The 16663-nt window shown below is 59.0% G+C and carries 17 protein-coding genes; 10 read left to right on the forward strand and 7 right to left on the reverse strand.

Annotated features, from left to right (window positions below; all coding sequences use genetic code 11):
- The first annotated feature begins 64 nt into the window (after positions 1 to 64).
- The 8 genes from VF285_RS05535 to VF285_RS05570 all read left to right on the forward strand — a co-directional run bounded on the left by VF285_RS05535 (position 65) and on the right by VF285_RS05570 (position 7435).
- A complete protein-coding gene (locus VF285_RS05535) occupies positions 65 to 952 on the forward strand; it encodes a branched-chain amino acid ABC transporter permease (protein ID WP_346951630.1) in 888 nt (295 codons plus the stop codon).
- Complete coding sequence (locus VF285_RS05540; protein WP_346951631.1) at positions 945 to 1940, forward strand: branched-chain amino acid ABC transporter permease; 996 nt, start codon at positions 945 to 947, stop codon at positions 1938 to 1940. The genes VF285_RS05535 and VF285_RS05540 overlap by 8 nt, the downstream gene beginning before the upstream one ends.
- Positions 1937 to 2659 (forward strand): ABC transporter ATP-binding protein, encoded by a 723-nt coding sequence (locus VF285_RS05545; RefSeq protein WP_346951632.1) that lies wholly within the window; start codon positions 1937 to 1939, stop codon positions 2657 to 2659. The genes VF285_RS05540 and VF285_RS05545 overlap by 4 nt, the downstream gene beginning before the upstream one ends.
- On the forward strand, positions 2660 to 3367 hold the full coding sequence (locus tag VF285_RS05550; protein WP_346951633.1) for an ABC transporter ATP-binding protein: 708 nt from the start codon (positions 2660 to 2662) through the stop codon (positions 3365 to 3367). It abuts the gene before it with no gap.
- Between the two features lie 29 nt (positions 3368 to 3396).
- On the forward strand, positions 3397 to 4734 hold the full coding sequence (locus VF285_RS05555) for an MmgE/PrpD family protein (RefSeq protein WP_346951634.1): 1338 nt from the start codon (positions 3397 to 3399) through the stop codon (positions 4732 to 4734).
- Positions 4724 to 5686, forward strand: coding sequence for an asparaginase (locus VF285_RS05560; RefSeq protein WP_346951635.1), 963 nt, complete (start codon positions 4724 to 4726; stop codon positions 5684 to 5686). The genes VF285_RS05555 and VF285_RS05560 overlap by 11 nt, the downstream gene beginning before the upstream one ends.
- 79 nt (positions 5687 to 5765) lie before the next feature.
- Positions 5766 to 6677, forward strand: coding sequence for a polysaccharide deacetylase family protein (locus tag VF285_RS05565; protein WP_346951636.1), 912 nt, complete (start codon positions 5766 to 5768; stop codon positions 6675 to 6677).
- Positions 6678 to 6679: 2 nt separating this feature from the next.
- Positions 6680 to 7435, forward strand: a complete 756-nt coding sequence (locus VF285_RS05570; RefSeq protein ID WP_346951637.1) for an aspartate/glutamate racemase family protein — start codon at positions 6680 to 6682, stop codon at positions 7433 to 7435.
- Here VF285_RS05570 and VF285_RS05575 read toward each other — a convergent pair.
- Genes VF285_RS05575 through VF285_RS05605 form a run of 7 tightly spaced genes read right to left on the reverse strand, consistent with a single transcriptional unit; the run spans position 7432 to position 14764 of the window.
- A complete protein-coding gene (locus VF285_RS05575) occupies positions 7432 to 8334 on the reverse strand; it encodes a LysR family transcriptional regulator (protein ID WP_346951638.1) in 903 nt (300 codons plus the stop codon). The two genes, VF285_RS05570 and VF285_RS05575, sit on opposite strands and share 4 nt — an antisense overlap.
- A gap of 53 nt (positions 8335 to 8387) precedes the next feature.
- Positions 8388 to 8681, reverse strand: coding sequence for an antibiotic biosynthesis monooxygenase family protein (locus VF285_RS05580; protein WP_346951639.1), 294 nt, complete (start codon positions 8679 to 8681; stop codon positions 8388 to 8390).
- A 49-nt stretch (positions 8682 to 8730) separates the two neighbouring features.
- The gene (locus VF285_RS05585; protein WP_346951640.1) at positions 8731 to 9834 is read right to left on the reverse strand and encodes an ABC transporter ATP-binding protein; all 1104 of its coding nucleotides are present in this window, start codon (positions 9832 to 9834) and stop codon (positions 8731 to 8733) included.
- Positions 9835 to 9865: 31 nt separating this feature from the next.
- Complete coding sequence (locus VF285_RS05590) at positions 9866 to 11569, reverse strand: iron ABC transporter permease (protein ID WP_346951641.1); 1704 nt, start codon at positions 11567 to 11569, stop codon at positions 9866 to 9868.
- Positions 11570 to 11597: 28 nt separating this feature from the next.
- A complete protein-coding gene (locus tag VF285_RS05595) occupies positions 11598 to 12713 on the reverse strand; it encodes an ABC transporter substrate-binding protein (protein ID WP_346951642.1) in 1116 nt (371 codons plus the stop codon).
- Positions 12714 to 12763: 50 nt separating this feature from the next.
- Positions 12764 to 13987 (reverse strand): CoA transferase, encoded by a 1224-nt coding sequence (locus tag VF285_RS05600; protein ID WP_346951643.1) that lies wholly within the window; start codon positions 13985 to 13987, stop codon positions 12764 to 12766.
- A complete protein-coding gene (locus VF285_RS05605) occupies positions 13988 to 14764 on the reverse strand; it encodes an enoyl-CoA hydratase/isomerase family protein (RefSeq protein ID WP_346951644.1) in 777 nt (258 codons plus the stop codon).
- A gap of 127 nt (positions 14765 to 14891) precedes the next feature.
- On the opposite strand from VF285_RS05605, the gene VF285_RS05610 reads away from it, so the two are divergent.
- Together VF285_RS05610 and VF285_RS05615 are read left to right on the forward strand one after the other, a co-directional pair.
- Positions 14892 to 15641 carry a FadR/GntR family transcriptional regulator gene (locus VF285_RS05610; RefSeq protein WP_346951645.1) on the forward strand — a complete coding sequence of 250 codons (750 nt, stop codon included), beginning with the start codon at positions 14892 to 14894 and terminating at the stop codon, positions 15639 to 15641.
- Between the two features lie 96 nt (positions 15642 to 15737).
- The gene (locus tag VF285_RS05615) at positions 15738 to 16658 is read left to right on the forward strand and encodes a dihydrodipicolinate synthase family protein (protein ID WP_346951646.1); all 921 of its coding nucleotides are present in this window, start codon (positions 15738 to 15740) and stop codon (positions 16656 to 16658) included.
- Positions 16659 to 16663: the final 5 nt, after the last annotated feature.

Consider the following 16663-nt stretch of genomic DNA (forward strand, 5'->3'; position numbering starts at 1 on the left):
TCCAACTTGTCGCCAAAGTATCGAGACAGCCACTGTGTAAAGTGACGATAGGATAACGAAAAGTATGCTGCACCTAATACTGCAGTCGATCACGAACGGGATACTGATAGGAAGTGTCTATGGTCTTATTTCTGTGGGCCTGACACTGATGTTCGGCGTCATGAACATTGTCAACTTCGCCCAAGGCGAATATCTGATGATTGGCATGATGCTGGCATACCTTCTGAGCACTGCTCTCAAACTCGACCCGCTCATCATCGCCCCATTGGTTGGTGTCCTTGGCTTTCTGTTTGGCATGTTGAGCGAGCGCCTGGTGATAGAGCCAATCATAAAGGCCCCCCAATCAGCACAAATCATTGCCACGGTTGGCTTGAGCCTGATCCTTGCGAACGGCGTCGCAGTGATCACAGGAAACAATTTCCTGAGCGTCACCACCCCCTACCAAAACGAGACCTTTGACATCTTCGGACTGACGTTCTCTGCCAGCTTCGTCTACGCCGCAATCTGCGCACTCATCATGGCAACCCTGTTGAGCCTCTTTTTGAACAAGACGCGGTATGGCAAAGCGATGCGTGCGACCTCTCAGAACAGATCGGCAGTCCAGCTGATGGGCATAAACCCGCGCTGGATGTACATGCTCGCTTTCGGGATCGGCTCGGCGCTCACCATGATCGCGGGGGCCGTGATATTACCGTACACCTTGACCTACCCCTACATCGGCCAGCATTTCATTCTCATCATGTTCACAGTCGTCGTGCTTGGTGGGCTGGGATCAGTACGTGGCGCGATAGTGGCCGGCCTGGTTGTGGGAGTCATCCAGTCTGCGTCTACCCTGGTGCTACCTATAGAGATCCAGAATCTTCCGGTCTTCATCGTTTTCTTCTTTGCACTCGTCCTCATTCCGGGTGGCGTACTGAAACGCCTTCAGCGAGGGAGACTGAATCATGACTAAGCAAGCGACCCGTCGACCCAGCGGCCTGAGGATAGCAGGATGGATCGTATTCCTCGTCATCCTGTTCACCATGCCTCTCTATCTTTCCAGCGAATACGACCTGAGGCTTGCCGTCCTCGTGTGTCTGCTCGGAAGCGCCTCGATAGGATGGAATCTACTTGGTGGTTACGCGAACCAGATCTCTCTGGGGCACATCACGTTCTTCGGTATCGGGATGTACACAGTGGCGATCTTTCAATCTTCGCTGCACCTCAGCCCGTGGCTAGCGATACCCGTGGCAATCATCCTGTCACTCATGGTCGCTGCCCTGATAGGCTGGCCCAGCTTCCAACTATCCGGCCACTATTTCGCGCTCGCGACACTTGCACTTCTACCCGTCTCGGAACTGGTGGCCAGCGGTTGGGAAAGCCTCACCGGAGGTGCCCGGGGAATATCCGTACCAATCCTTCCGTCGGGCCTCTCGACACTGCAATTCGACACGCCCGAACCATTCTTCTACGTGTCAGCAGTCTTCCTGGTCATTTCTTTACTGGTTGCCCGCACCGTCAGCTTCTCGACACTCGGCATGCGTCTGGCAGCCATACGCTCAAACCCAGAAGCCGCAACCCTGGCTGGCGTGAACCAGTTCCGATCGAAAATGATCTCATTGCTGATCAGCGCCGCGCTGGTTGCAATCGCCGGATCTCTGTACGGCGCCTTCCTCCAGTACGTGGACCCCAGGACGGCATTTTCGTGGGACACCACACTGAACCTGGTGCTCTTTGCAATCGTGGGCGGACTGCAATTCTGGTGGGGCCCCCTCCTTGGAGCGGCCATCCTCATCCCGATCAACGAGTACGCCTCACTGCAGCTGAGCGGTAATTTCGCTGCACTTGGGCAACTGTCATATGGCGTGATCCTCTTGCTGTTGGTCATCTTCCAACCCCGAGGGGTAGGCGGCCTGCTGCAGGCCGGAATTCGAAGACTCACCGGGAGTGCCGCGAAATGAGCGACCCCATACTCCGGATAGACAACATAGACCAGCACTTCGCCGGCTTGCATGCCTTGAAGCACGTGAGCTTCAACCTCACCGAGGGCGAAATACTCGGCATCATAGGCCCGAATGGGGCCGGGAAATCCACACTATTCAACGCGATCGTCGGCACAGTCCCCCCAGTCTCCGGGGCGGTCTGGTTCAGGGATCAAAACGTCGTCGGAATGCCGACACACAAGATCGCGCAACTCGGAATCGCAAAAACATCTCAAAGCGTGCAAGTGTTCGGAGAGATGACCGCGCGGGACAACGTCGCAGTTGCGGCGCTTCTTGGCAGAAATTCTGTCGCATCGGCGCGAACGGCTGCGCAGGCCGAACTCGAATTCTGGGGGCTCGGAAGGCTCGCCGACAACCTGGCTCAGGATCTCCCTCTGGCTCAAAGGTCTCTACTCGAACTGGCCCGAGCAATGATGCTCAGCCCGCAGATCCTGTTGGTCGACGAAGTCATGGCGGGCCTGAATGAAAGCGAGGTGGACGACATCTTGTCCAGACTGATGCGTATCAACAAGGAACGCGGCGTGAGTCTGATGGTCATCGAGCACAACATGAGGGCACTGATGAAGGTCTCTTCACAAATCCTCGCCCTCGACTACGGAGCGGTGCTCACGATGGGCAAACCTGAAGAGGTCAGCCACCACAAGCAGGTGGTGGAAGCGTACCTGGGAGCAGACTGAATGAGCCTGGAGATCAAAGAATTGCGCGCCGGATACGGCAAGATCGAGGCACTGCACGGCATATCCCTCCAAGTAGGAGACGGTGACTACGTCGCAGTGGTTGGTGCCAACGGAGCGGGCAAGTCCACCTTGCTCAAAGCCATCTCCGGTACGGTCCAATCCTTCGGAGGGTCAATCTCATTTGACGGCAAATTGCTGACGAAAATGCCGGCCCATGAGATCCCGACGCACCGGATTGCTCACGTGCCCGAGGGCCGACAAATATTCCCGGCACTCAGTGTCTTCGACAACCTCATGTTGGGTGCGTGGCTGGTCAAGGACGACACGCAACGCTCAGACAGGCTGGCGCTGGTGTATGACCTGTTTCCGCGACTGAAAGAACGCGCCAGCCAGATGGCCGGAACTCTATCTGGAGGGGAGCAGCAAATGGTCGCCGTGGGTCGAGCCCTGATGCTGGGCCCCCGGCTCATCATGCTGGACGAACCCTCTCAGGGCCTGGCTCCAAAACTGGTCAACGAGATGTACGAGCGGCTGAAGCAGGTCCACGAACTGGGAACCAGCGTACTTCTGGTCGAGCAAAACACCACGTCAGCACTCAAATACTCGGCAAGAGCCTATGTCATGGAGCGTGGGAAGATCATCCTGAGCGGCCCCTCCGAAGAGCTCCGCGACAAGGAAGAAATCAGGCGAGCATATCTGGGAATCTGAAACCACACTGGACAAATACGGAGGGCCGAATGCCATCTGTTTCACTTTTGGACCAGGCGGTCGACACCGCCTCAGGCATTGAAATTGCCAAAGTTCCCGGCAAGGCTCTGGAGCGCGCTGGGCACATCATCGCTGACACCATCGGCGTGAGTTGCGCAGGGCATCGGCAACCCGAAATGATCCGGCTGCTCGACATCGAGAAGCGCCTCGAGACGGTGGGGGAAGACTTTCGGCACTGTTCCAGGGTGTTCAGTGGTCTTCTGATCCACGCAGAACCGCAGACGGCAGCTTTCCTGAACGCCACCGCCGGCAGTTTCGTGGAGCTCGATGAAGGCATGCGCCCTACCGGGCACCCAGGGATGCAGGTCGTGATCCCCGCAGTGGCGATGGCCGAGTCGGGCGCGGTCTCTGGAGAAACGCTACTGCGAGCAGTGCTGGCGGGCTACGAAGTCACCGCAAGATTGTTCACGGCCTATCGACTTCGGTACCCCACTCACCCCCACGGCCATTTTGGCGCAGTGGGCGGAGCAGTCGCCGTTGCGACGATCCTCGGGCGAGATCCCGTAGAAGCGGCACGGGTCGCGGCAACCAGTCCCATCCTTTCCGTTTGGGATGCCTGCTTCGAAGGCGCGACGGCCAGGAATACATGGATGGGAAGTGCTGCCCGCTGGGCGATCCGGTCGTCAGACCTGGTGGAGGCGGGATTTACGGGTTCACCCACGAGCCTGGAGTCGTCCTTCGGAAAAATCGCAGGTGAACTCGTCAACCCAAGTGCACTGACCGCCCCACTGGACTATGCGCATCTCGGGCTCACCCGAAATTACTTCAAGATCCACAGTGCATGCGCTCTGAGTCACGCCGCAATCGACGCAGTCATGAAATTGCCCGCCTTCGATGCAGACGATATCAGCCAAATACACGTCGAGACCGTGAGCAACAACCTCAAGTTGAACCGCCAATCCGAACCCAACGCTTTGTCTGCCAGATTTTCTCTACCCTATGTGGTCGCCGCTGCCGCATTGCGCCGTCCACTGGATGCCGACGGCTTCCGATTCGAAGCGAAAACGGCACGTCTCGCGGAACGTGTGGACGTAAAGGTTACCGACGATCTGGAAGCCAAATGGCCGGACGATTCCCCGGCACGGATCACATTCGTCACCTCAGACGGAAAAAGGCACACCACCCAGGTGGACAACCCCCACGGACACTACCACGATCCCTTAAGCGGGGAAGAAGTACGACAGAAGTTTGAAAGCCTGGTCGGCCACCACGGCACTGCCCAGGCGTGGTGGAAGCGCCTGACCAGCCTCTCAAGAATCACGGACTGCTCCCAGCTATTCTCAGAAAGCGTTGATCATGCAAGTTAGCCTGCTCGCAACCGGGGGAACTATTTCCACAAAGCCACACGAGTCAGGCGCAACCCCCGAACTCGAGGCCGAATCACTGGCGTCCTCCGCGCAGCTCGCCGGCAAAGCCGTCAGCATTCGCGCACGCGACGTTGCGCGCATCTCGAGCCGAAGCGTTACGCCACAAACGATGTGGGCGCTTGCAAAAGCCGTCGAAGACGAAATCCGCTGCGGGTCTGACGGAATCATCATCACACACGGAACCGACACACTGGAGGAAACCGCTTACGCGCTTTCGCTCCTGCTCCAGACCCCCGTCCCCGTGGTACTCACAGGCGCAATGAGAGTCCCAGCCTCACCAGGTGCGGATGGTCCCGCAAATCTGGCTGCCGCTGCCGCAGTGGCCACAACCCCACTTTTTGCTGCGTACGGCCCCGTCGTGGTTCACCAGGATGAAATCCATCTTGCCCGCTGGGTGACAAAATTTCACAGCACCCATGTGGCTGCTTTCGAATCCCCTTCGGCGGGGCCCATTGGCCTGGTGGTAGAAGGCAAAGCGGTGCCTCTCGCCGGCCCGCTGCCGTCGCCGCGACTGACACGTGTATGCGCACCCGACAAGCGTGTCGAACTGCTGTGGGCAGCTGCGGGCTCGGACGGCGTACTCGTGAACGCAATCAGAGACCAAATCGACGGTCTGGTCGTCGCCGGACTCGGCGGTGGCCACGTCCCGCCACCACTCGCGGAAGCGCTCGTGAGCACTGTGTCGGCGGGCATCCCCGTCGTCCTCGCGAGCCGCTGCCCCAACCCGATGGTTCTGGACAGCACCTACGGCGGCGTGGGAGGCGAAATACATCTTCTGAAGTCGGGCCTTGTCTCCGCAGGCAATCTGTCTGCGATCAAGGCCAGGCTGAAACTGATCTTCGGATTGTCTGCGGGCCTTACAGGCAACGACCTGTTTGGTTCCGAAGGATAGGTTAACGGAGACCTCGGGACGATCAGGCACCAAGCCTGCAACATCCAGTTGAATTATCGAAGGATGGCAAATCATGACTATGGAACGCAAAACTTTACTCGACACCCACCGGCGCTATCAGTATTCGGCAATCTGCGATCGGCCCACCTATGAATGGCCAGGCGGAAAGCGGCTCGCCCTGCACTTCAGCCTGAACATAGAACATTTCATCTTTGGGGCCGGGATCGGCAACGACTATGCGGTTGCACAGCCACAGCCCAACATCAGAAGCTTCGGCTGGCGCGACTACGGCAATCGTGTCGGTGCGATCAGGTTGCTGGATCTGGCAGATACTTACGATTTCCAATATGGGCTGCTCGCGAACTCCGATGTCTACGCCTACTGCCCAGGCCTGATAGAGCGCTTCTCGGCCAAAGGTCACGAAATCGTCGGGCACGGCCGTACCGATTCTGAGCGACAGATAGATATGTCCGAAGAGACGGAGACCGCTTGCATCAAGGAAGTCACGGACACCATTCGTGACCGTGAGGGCCGGCCCCCAAAGGGCTGGCTGGCGCCTTACATTTGCCAGACCAGCCGCTCACTGGAGCTGTTGAAGGACAATGGATACGAGTACATGATGGACTGGCCGATCGACGACCAACCCATCTGGTTCAGCACCAAGAACGGCCGGATATTGTCCATCCCCTACTCGCACGACCTGAACGACTCCATAGAATGCGTGTCCCGGCGAACACCATCACAGCTGTTTTGTGACAACCTGGTCGATCAATTCGACGAGATGCTCTCCGAGTCGCATCAACGGCCACTAGTGATGAGCATCGTGCTGCACAGCTTCGTGCTTGGCCAGCCGTACCGGCTGCGTCAATTCCGCAAAGTGATAGAGCACATCATGCAACACCGCGACGAGATATGGCTTGCGACACCTGGACAGATTGCCGATCACGTGAAAACGCTGCCGCCCGGCACCGTCCCCGGTGACGACGCCTGACAATGACACAATTTCAACCACACGACAGCAGCAGGCCGCGCCTGGGGGTTCTTGGGGGCATGGGACCATTGGCCGGCGCCTCCTTTGCCGTTCGAATCGTCCAGCTCACAGCAGCCAGCAAGGACCAGGACCACATCCCCGTGATCCTCGTCAACGACCCCGACATCCCCGACCGATCGACCGCACATTTCGGCCAGGGTGACAGCCCTCTGCCGGCCATGATACGCGGTCTCCATACCCTGGAAAGCACCGGTGTCGATTGCATTGCAATCCCCTGCAACACAGCACATTTGTGGTTTGAGGAGCTGCACCAGGCCAGTTCAAAACCCATCTTGCACATCGTTGACGCTGTCATTCACGACCTGCAGCGCCAGCAGACGCTCCAAGGGACTATCGGTCTCCTCGGGACACCTGCGACGCTGAAGACGAGGCTGTATCAGAACCGACTGGAATCGGCCGGGTACAAACCCATCATCCCGACGCAAACCGAAATACAGGAACTGCTGGTTCCCGCCATTGCAGCCGTCAAAGCCAACCGCGTCGACAAGGCATATGCGCCAATGATGCACGCCATCGATTTGCTCCGAGAGCGTGGCGCCGAATCAATCGTCCTGGGCTGCACCGAATTGCCTCTGGCCATCCCATATTCCCAAAGATCAAAAGTGGGAATTCCCCTGTCAGACTCAATCGATGCACTCGCACGCGAAGCCATCAGGTGGATCAATCAACAGGAGGCGTTGACGCAAGCTGTGCACTAAGCCGACAGGCCAAGCCCTCTCTCAGACAGCACGCCACGAAGTTCTCTCACGAAAGAATCCGCAGTGGCGGACAAGGGCCCGGTCCTGAGATGGACGAGGTCGGCCACAATGGGCGACGCCCCCTGGACGGGTATCGTCATAAACCTGGCAACCGGCCATGCCTGTAAAGAAAATTCGTCGACCAAGGCGACCCCGGCGCCTGCATCCACCAGCGCACAGGCGTTCTGTGGCGACCCCACCTCCATCGCAACCTGCAGCGGCTCCTTCCAGTCGGCGAACAGTTGTTCTATATGGGCACCAAAAGGAGTATCGGGCGGATAAGTGATGAGGCGCTGAGACTGCAGATCCAGTGGCGTTACAGACTCCCGAGACGACAGCGGACTGTCCGGTGAACAGATGCACAACAAGCGCCCCCTGGCGATCGGCGTGGTAGCCAGATTGGGATGATCCACCGGCAGGATGGACACACCCACCTCCGACTGACGGCTCAGAAGATGCTCCTTCAAAGACTGGTAGTGCAGATACCGGAAGTGAACGCGAACATCGGGATACCTGGCATGGAAGCGGCTGATCGCCAATGGGATCAGCATGTGCCCAATGCTGGGGCTCGTCACGATGCTGAGCATCCCATGACGCCGTTCGGCCAGCTCATGCGTCAGCCTATCCACACGCTGAACGCCGCGATAGACCAGTTCTATCTCCCGATACAGTTGCCGGGCTTCTTCGGTCGGATGTAGCCGTCCTTTGATTCTTTCGAACAAGGGGAAGTCCAGCTGGCTCTCAGCATGCGAGAGCACACGGCTGACGGCGGGAACCGAAACGTGCAGCAGACGGGATGCGTCGCTTACCGAGCCCGTGATCATAATGGCCCGGAAGACTTCAATCTGCCGCAAGTTCATATGTCACCCCAAACCGCCTTTCACTCCCTCAAACCGTCTGCAGGGATACTCAACTATTCGATGACGACGTTGGCATGCACCACATCGGGCGCTTGAGCAAAGAAGCCCCCCACCATGCCGCGCCACTCTTGGAAAGCAGGCGATTTGCGAAAGCCTTCCACGTGATCTTCCAGTGTTTCCCAATGGACGACGAGCAAATATTCTTCAGGCTTCTCGATCCCGTGGTGCAGCTCGACATGACGGCACCCCTTGACGCGCTTGAACAGCGCCAGCGCTTCGTGGACGGCGGCTTCGAAACCGGCCTGTGCGCCCGGCTTGACGACGATATGAGCCAATTCGCGGATCATGGGAATCCCCTGTTCAATGTAGAAATAGGGATTATGCCGTCTACAGGCCCTATGCGTCGACGAGGACAGCTCTTTCGGCCGGAATCGACAAAAATACCGCAGCGCCCTCTTCCAACAGCGCACCGGGAAACCCGTGCACCCGGATGAGGCCACCTGGCCATCGCACAAAGTACGTCACGATATCGCCCAGGAGAATGCGCCGCTCGATCGTCGCCGACCACTGATTGACGGATGAGGTCGATGGCTGGACGCCAAGCTCTGCGTAAACCGAGCGCACGGCAACTGCCTGCTTGCCATCCGGGCCGGGCCTCGGCTCATGCGCACGGGGCGCACACCGCAATGAAACGCCCCCCTCCAGCTCCAGCACCGGGGTGCCATCCGCCGGCCCGACCAGCTTGCCCGTGATGATGTTGGCCGCGCCGATGAAGTCGGCCACGAAACGGCTGCGAGGATGGTTGTAGATCTCCAGAGGCGGCCCCTCCTGCTCGATGTTGCCTTCCCGCATGACGATCACACGGTTCGACATGGCCATGGCCTCTTCCTGGTCATGGGTGACATAGAGCGTGCTGACCTCGAATTTCTGCTGCAGGTCTTTCATTTCTTCGCGCATGCGCGTGCGCAGCCGGGCATCCAGATTCGACAGGGGCTCGTCGAGAAGGATGACCTTGGGATGGCAGGCGTAACTGCGCGCAAGCGCCACACGCTGCTGCTGCCCACCGCTCAGGTCAGTAGCCGGCCGAGACGCGAAATCCTTCATGCCGACCATCTCGAGTGCGGACGCAACCTGCGCCTTGATGTCCACTTGGTGTGACTTGCGCGTACGCAGGCCATACGCCACGTTGTCGAACACAGTCATGTGCGGCCAGATCGCGTAGGACTGGAACACCATCGAGAGATTGCGCTTTTCAGTGGGGACGTTGATGCCCTTTGCCGAAGAGAACACGACTTGCGAATCGATCACGATCTCGCCCGAGGCGGGTGTCTCGAGCCCGGCAATGCACCTCAAGGTCGTCGACTTTCCGCACCCCGACGGCCCCAGCAACGACAAGTGCTCACCCGGTGCGACAGAAAACGAAACCCCGTGCACCACTACTTTGTCGCCATAGGCGGCCGTCAGATCCTTCACCTCGATGTAGGGTGCCGCTGCAACCATCGATATCCCCTCTAAAGTTCATCTGCAGGCTTCACGCCTGTGTCTTGCCGCTGCCCAGGCGGTGCACGACGATCAGACAGATCATGATGATGGCCGCCTGCACGATGGCGAGCGCACTGACCTTGGGCAACCCACCCGAATCCCAGAAGCTGAAAATGGCCGGTCCCAGTACTTGCGTCCCTGGTCCCGACAGGAAGAGCGATGCGCTCACCTCGCGCACGGAAATCATGAACAACAGCGCCCAATTCGCAAGGATGCCTGCCCTGAGCAGCGGCACGGTGACCGTGCGCATCATCCGCCACCAGTGCGCGCCTTCCACACGTGCAGCTTCTTCGAGCGACTGGTCGATCTGCACGATGACGCCACTCATGCCCCGATACGCCAGCGGCAAGAACACGATCACGTAGGCAAGCAGTACCGCCCAGAGCGTGCCATACAGCGGAATTGGCAGCGAAAGCACCATCCACAGGAACCCAAAGGCAAAAATGAGGCGCGGAAACGCTTGTGGCAGCATGGTCACCTGCTCAAGCACTTGCCGCCCCGCACTGTGCGAGCGGTACACCGTCCAGGCGATCAGGGTCGCGAGCGCAACCCCCACGGTGCCTGTTCCCACACCCAGCAGCAAGCTGTTGCCGATAGCCTCGCGCGTGGTGGGAAAATCAATCAGCACGTAATGGAAGTTGCTCAGCGTCCAGTGTGTCGGAATCAGCGAGAGATCGCCGCTGCTTTGCAGCGAGGCAAGCACCAGCACGCCGATGGGCAGCACGAGAGCAACCAGAACATAAAGACATTCAATGCCCAGAAGCAGCGGTGTCCAGCCTCGCATGTTGAGGCGGCGCGGGCGATAAGTCTTGCCGCTGACCACAGCAAAGCTGCGGGTCTTCACGGCCCACGTGTAGAGCCATACGCCCAGCGCGGCAATGGCAATGAGGACCACGCCAATGGCCGCGGCCAAGGGGTAGTTGGGTGGATAGCTCTGAAACATCACGTAGATGGCGGTCGTGGCCACATAGAAGCGCGCGCTGGTTCCCAGCATGGTGGGGATCGCAAAGGCGCCCATCATGGACGTGAAGACGAACAGGGCTGCACTCAGGATCGCGGGCAGAAGCAACGGCAGCGTGATGCGGATCGCAGTGTAAAACCGCCCCGCCCCAAAGATGGCCGACGATTCCTCCAGCGACGAATCCATACGCTGCATGGCGGCCCCTATCATGAGGACAGCCACGGGCGCCTCGAAGATGGCCATGACAAAAATAATGCCAGGCACCGTATAGATGTTGAACAACGGCTCTGTGGCGCCCGTGAGCTTCATGTAAAGCTGGTTCAGGATGCCATCGCCCGGCGAGGCGAGCGCGCTCCAGGCCAATGCCCCCACCAGAGGCCCCAGCGGGTACGGCAGGGAAATCAACACTTCGAACACGCGCTGCCCTGGCACCGTGGTCCGATACAGGATCCACGCCAGCACGACCGCCATGGCAATGGCCAGGACCGTGCCTATGGACGCCACCAGCAGCGTGTTGCCGATCCAGTCCAGATGCCGCCCCAGCTCGATAAAATTATTCAACCCATACTGCGTTGCGGGCAGTGCCTGCGGGTCCCCCACGTTGAACGCACTGGTGAACAGAAGAAATAGCGGATAACCCAGGCAAGCCAGGATGAATGCCAGGGGCAACCAGACACGCAATGAGAACTTGCCCTTGAAACGACTGGCCAAGGAGCGGCCAGTCGTTTGCACGGCGGACTCAGCGGCGACCATGGTTCGCTTACAACCCCACCAAGTTGTTCCAGACCTTCAGATACTCGGCATGGAGTTTCTGCGAGCCGAATTCGGCAAACTCATCCGGCGTGGGAAACAGCACCTTGATCGACGAGATGGCCGGCAGGCCTGCGATGTCGACGTCCTTGCGTGCCGAATACGATCCCTGGATCTCGTTCCACGCCTTCTGCCCCTCGGCCGAAAGCAGGTAGTTGACGTAGGCCTTGGCGGCATTGGGCCGCTTCGACGCCTTGAAGATGCCGGTCACTTCATTCACAGAGGGTGTCCCTTCTGTGGGAAAGACCATCTCGATCGGCAGCTTGTCACGTTTGGACTTCAGATACTGGAAGATGCTCACGCGGCCTCCGACCTTGAGGTCACCACGATGCAGGTCGCTCATGATCTGAGTCGAGGATGAATACCCCTTGGGGTTCTGCGCAGCCAGTTTCGTCCAATAATCTTTGGGGAGAATGTTGCGCAGCACGAACCACATCGCATATGACGTACCCGCAGCTGCATTCTGAAACCCGATGGCATTCTTCCAGCGTGGATCGAGCAGATCCATCAACGATTTGGGTGCCTCGTCCTGCTTCACGTAACGTGGGTCGTACATGATCGGCCCCACATTGATGAAGTAGGTCGACCAATATCCGCGCGGGTTGCTGAGCGCCCGCGGGTCGAAAGCATCCATTCCGGGCGGCTCATAGCGCAGCAAATGCCCCTGTTGGCGCATTTTGTCCATCGTGCCGGGGTCGGACGTATCGTAGACGTCGACGTCGACCTTGCCAGCGCGCAGTTCTGCGTTGAGCTTGGGCCAGGCGGCACCCGGCAAAAGCCGCTGTTGGTTGACCTGAATGCCCGTCTTGTCCGTGAACATCCGGATGAATTTGACGACGTCGGCCTCCTGGTCACCATGCCAGAGCAGCAGCGGACCTTCTTTGCGGGCGGCATTCATGTCGGGCGGTGCGCTGTCGGCGGTATCTGCAAACGCCTTGCGCGAGGTCACTATGAAAGGGAATCCGAGCCCGGCCGCACCCACACCGAGTGTCGTGAGAAACTTCCGACGGCTCGTTCCGCCATCGTCACCGGCCGTGTGGTCGGCGTTTTCGATCGTGTGTTTCATTTTGCCATCCTCCTGAAGCCGAAGCAGCCAGACTGCGCTGCATCCTGATTTCACTGAGTGTCCGCGTGCTCCGTCACCGATGGCCCAATCCCAAGCCACTCACGCAACACCTGTGCTGTGTGCTCACCAACCAAGGGCGGCGCCTTCCAGCCGCCCGCAACATCAAACTCCGAAAATTTCACGGCGGCACCCAGCGAAGCCACTTCTCCGTACTCTGGGTGCTGCAGCGTCTGCTTCATGTGCCTGTGCAGCACCTGAGCGTCTGAAAACACCTGTTCCATGTTGTTGATGGGCGCGCACGGGACGCCGGCGGCCTCCAGCGCAGCCAGCAGCTCACGCGACGCATGCCTGGCAACCTCTGAATCGAGAATGCCGTAGAGGAGTTCACGATTCTCGACACGGTCGGCCATGGTTCTGAAGCGCACGTCACGGGCCAGATCTTCGCGTCCCAGAACTTTGCAGAATTCCGGATACAGGTTCTCGAAACCAGCGGCTATGACCGCCCAGCCGTCGGCCGTCTTGAAGGCCTTGTAGGGGACTTGCTGGGCATGCTCGGAACCCCACTTTTCTGGTTCGGTACCCACGAGAAGGTATTCGAGGGCGGCACCCACGAGAAAGGCGACTTGTGATTCCAGCAGACTGGTCTCGACTTTCTGACCCACTCCGGTCATGCCGCGTTGTAAAAGTGCCGCCAGGATTCCGGCGTAGCAGTTCGTGCCGGCCAGCACATCGAAGCCCGAGGTCCCCAATTTGACGGGCTCACCATTGCGCTGGCCGGTGATGTTCATGTAGCCCCCGATCGCCTGGATGGTGAGATCGTAGGCGCGTTTGCCGCTGTCGGGGCCATCGGCCCCAAAGCCGGAAATAGATGCATACACAAGCCGCGGATTGTCCAGGGACAAGGCCTCGTAGCCCAAGCCCAGCCGATCCATGACACCAGGTCGGAAGTTCTCGAGCAGGACATCGGCCTTTCCGCAAAGCTGCTTCGCGATGCGACGACCGCCATCGGATTTGAGATCCAGTGCAATGGAACGCTTGTTGCGGTTGGCCGCATAGAAGCTGATGCCATTGCCATGCACGAAGGGGGGGCCCTGACGGCGCAATGGATCGCCGGTACCCGGCAACTCCACCTTCACAACGTCTGCGCCCAGATCGCCGAGGAGTTGTGCACAATAGGGTCCAGCGAGAATCCGCGAAAAATCCAGGACACGCACGCCTGCAAGCGGCTTGCGGCCAATAGGGCCCGATTGCAATCTGTCTGCACTGTCGTCCACTCAATTACCCCTGAACACCGGTTTGCGCTTCTCGAAATGCGCCTTTATGCCTTCCTCGTAATCATGGGTGGCTTCCAGTGGGCGACGCAGGCGCTGATCCAGCGTCGCAGCGTCATCCATGGGCAAGTCGGCGCCTTCGTTGACCGAACGCTTCACCGCCGCCAGGCCAAGCGGGCTCGTTGCCTCGATGCTGCGAGCAACCTCCAGCGCACAATCCATGAGTTTTTCGCGAGGCACGACGCGCTGTACAAGGCCCATCGTCAGTGCCTCTTCCGCACCTATGCGCCGCGCAGTGAAAAACAGTTCTTTGGCGCGCGCTCGGCCAACGAGGCGCGGAAGCAGAATGGCCGCACCCCCACCCGGATACGCGCCCAGGGTCATCTCGGGCCAACCGAAGCGAGCGTCGTCAGCCGCGTAACGAAGGTCACAGGCCAGGGCCAATTCAAATCCACCGCCCAGGCACCAGCCCCCAATAGCCGCGATGACGGCCTTTGGAGACTCCATCAAGCTCTGGTAAAGATGCCATCCGGCGCGGCTCTGCGCCCACTTCTGGTCCGGGGTGAGCGCACTGCGCTGTTTCAGATCCATCCCGGCACAAAATGCCCGGTCACCGGCACCTGTCAAAATGATGGTGCGAACACCAGGATCGTCGCGGGCGTTCTCGACAGCTTTCTGGATGTCCGCGGCCAGCTCGCTGGAAAGCGCGTTCATCACCTGAGGACGATTCAGCGTGAGAATCAATGCACTGCTCGCGCGTTCGCACAATAGATCCGCCATCGAGGTACCCTTGCAGAAACGTTGAAGTATGGTTACAACATCAAGCGCAACATAGCCAAGTACATAACTACTTTTTTACAAGTATAGATCCCAACGGGAAAAATGCAACCAAACGGAGCATTGGGAAATGATATCTTCAGCCGTGAAGAAAAAGAGTATTGAGACGGCGTCTGTGCGGCATGGCAGGCTGGCCGACAAACTTTACGAGGACTTGCTGGCCTGGATCACTCGCGAAGATCTGAAAGAGGGGCACAAGCTCCCATCGGAGGACCATCTGGCCCAGCAGTTCGGCGTGTCCCGTCCGGTCGTGCGCCAGGCGCTGCTACGCCTGCGATCCGACGAAATCATCATTTCGCGTCATGGATCGGGCTCCTACATCCAGCACAGGCCCAAGAAAGAATTCTTCGATTTCGCGCCTATCGGCGGGGTTGCTGACCTCGTACGCTGCTTCGAATATCGCATCGCACTCGAAGGAGAAGCCGCATGGCTCGCGGCAAGGCGCCGCACGGGTGCCGATCTGAAACGGATTGGCGATGCACTTCACGACATGGACGAGGCCGTGGCTTCGCGCTCGGTTGCCACAGACTCGGACGCCAAATTTCACGAGGCGATTGCGTCTGCCACCAAGAACGAGTTGTTCGTCTCCACCATGGAGTCACTGGCCGCGCTGATCTTCGCGGGCATGACCGTTGCGCGCAACCTCTCGCTGCAGATGAACCTGGCCCGGCTCGAGCTGGTCCAGAAGGAACACCTGGCAATCTACAAGGCCATCGAAGCACAAGACGCATCGGCTGCACGCGAGCTCATGCGCGCACACATCGACAACGCACGCACCCGACTGCTGACCGACAGCGTGGAGCCCGACCCCGGTTCCTGAACATAAAATAACAACTTAAGGCGCCATAACAAACAACAAATTCACAACTGAGCGTGTGCGCGATACAATGGCAGTGTTCTCAGAACCGGTCCGATCATGAAAACTACCGCCGTTACCCTGTCTGACATCACCCGTTCCGTCCTGGCTGTCCCGCCGCTCGCCCGCCATGACGATCTGTCGCTGGATCGGGAATCAAACCTGCGATTGATGCGGCACCTCGAAAGCGGTGGCGTACGCACGCTGCTATACGGCGGCAACGCCAATCTTTACAACATGGACACGGCGGAATACGGCAGCTTTCTGGACATGATCGAAGAGCTGGCAGGGGCCGACACCTGGGTCATCCCCTCCGTCGGTCCGGATTATGGCAAGCTCATGGCCGAAGCCCGTATTCTGAAGTCGCGGAAGTTCCCGACGGTCATGGTGCTGCCGCTGAAGTTTCCCTCAACGGGCAAAGGTACCGCTGACGGCATCCGGCGTTTCACGGACGAAACCGGCCTGCGTGTGATCGCTTATGTGAAAGACACGCACACGCTGCAACCAGACGACATCGCCGCTCTCGTGCAAGAAGGGCGGATCACGGCCGTGAAGTATGCGGTAGTGCTTCAGAAGCCGGAACAGGACGATTTCCTGACCCATCTGCTCCAGCGGGTGGACAAGCAAATGGTGATCAGCGGTATCGGTGAACGCCCTGCCATCGTCCACCTGCGTCAGTTCGGGCTCCCAGGCTTCACGTCGGGGTCAGTCTGCGTCGCACCACGAGGCTCGACGGCCTTGCTGAAGGCGCTGCATGAAGGCCGCTACGAAGAAGCGGAGAAACTGCGGGCTGCCTACATCCCGCTGGAGGACTGCCGCGACGAAATGGGGCCCATCCCCGTGCTGCATGAGGCCGTGACAGCCTCCGGCATCGCCGACATGGGCCCCATGCTGCCCATGATGTCGCGGCTCGAAGAATCGTATCGGGCAAAGGTCAAGGTAGCCGCGCGCGAGTTGCTCAAACACGATGAAACGCTCTGACCGCT

It is taken from the genome of Castellaniella sp., assembly GCF_036379515.1.
Lineage (GTDB): Bacteria > Pseudomonadota > Gammaproteobacteria > Burkholderiales > Burkholderiaceae_B > Castellaniella.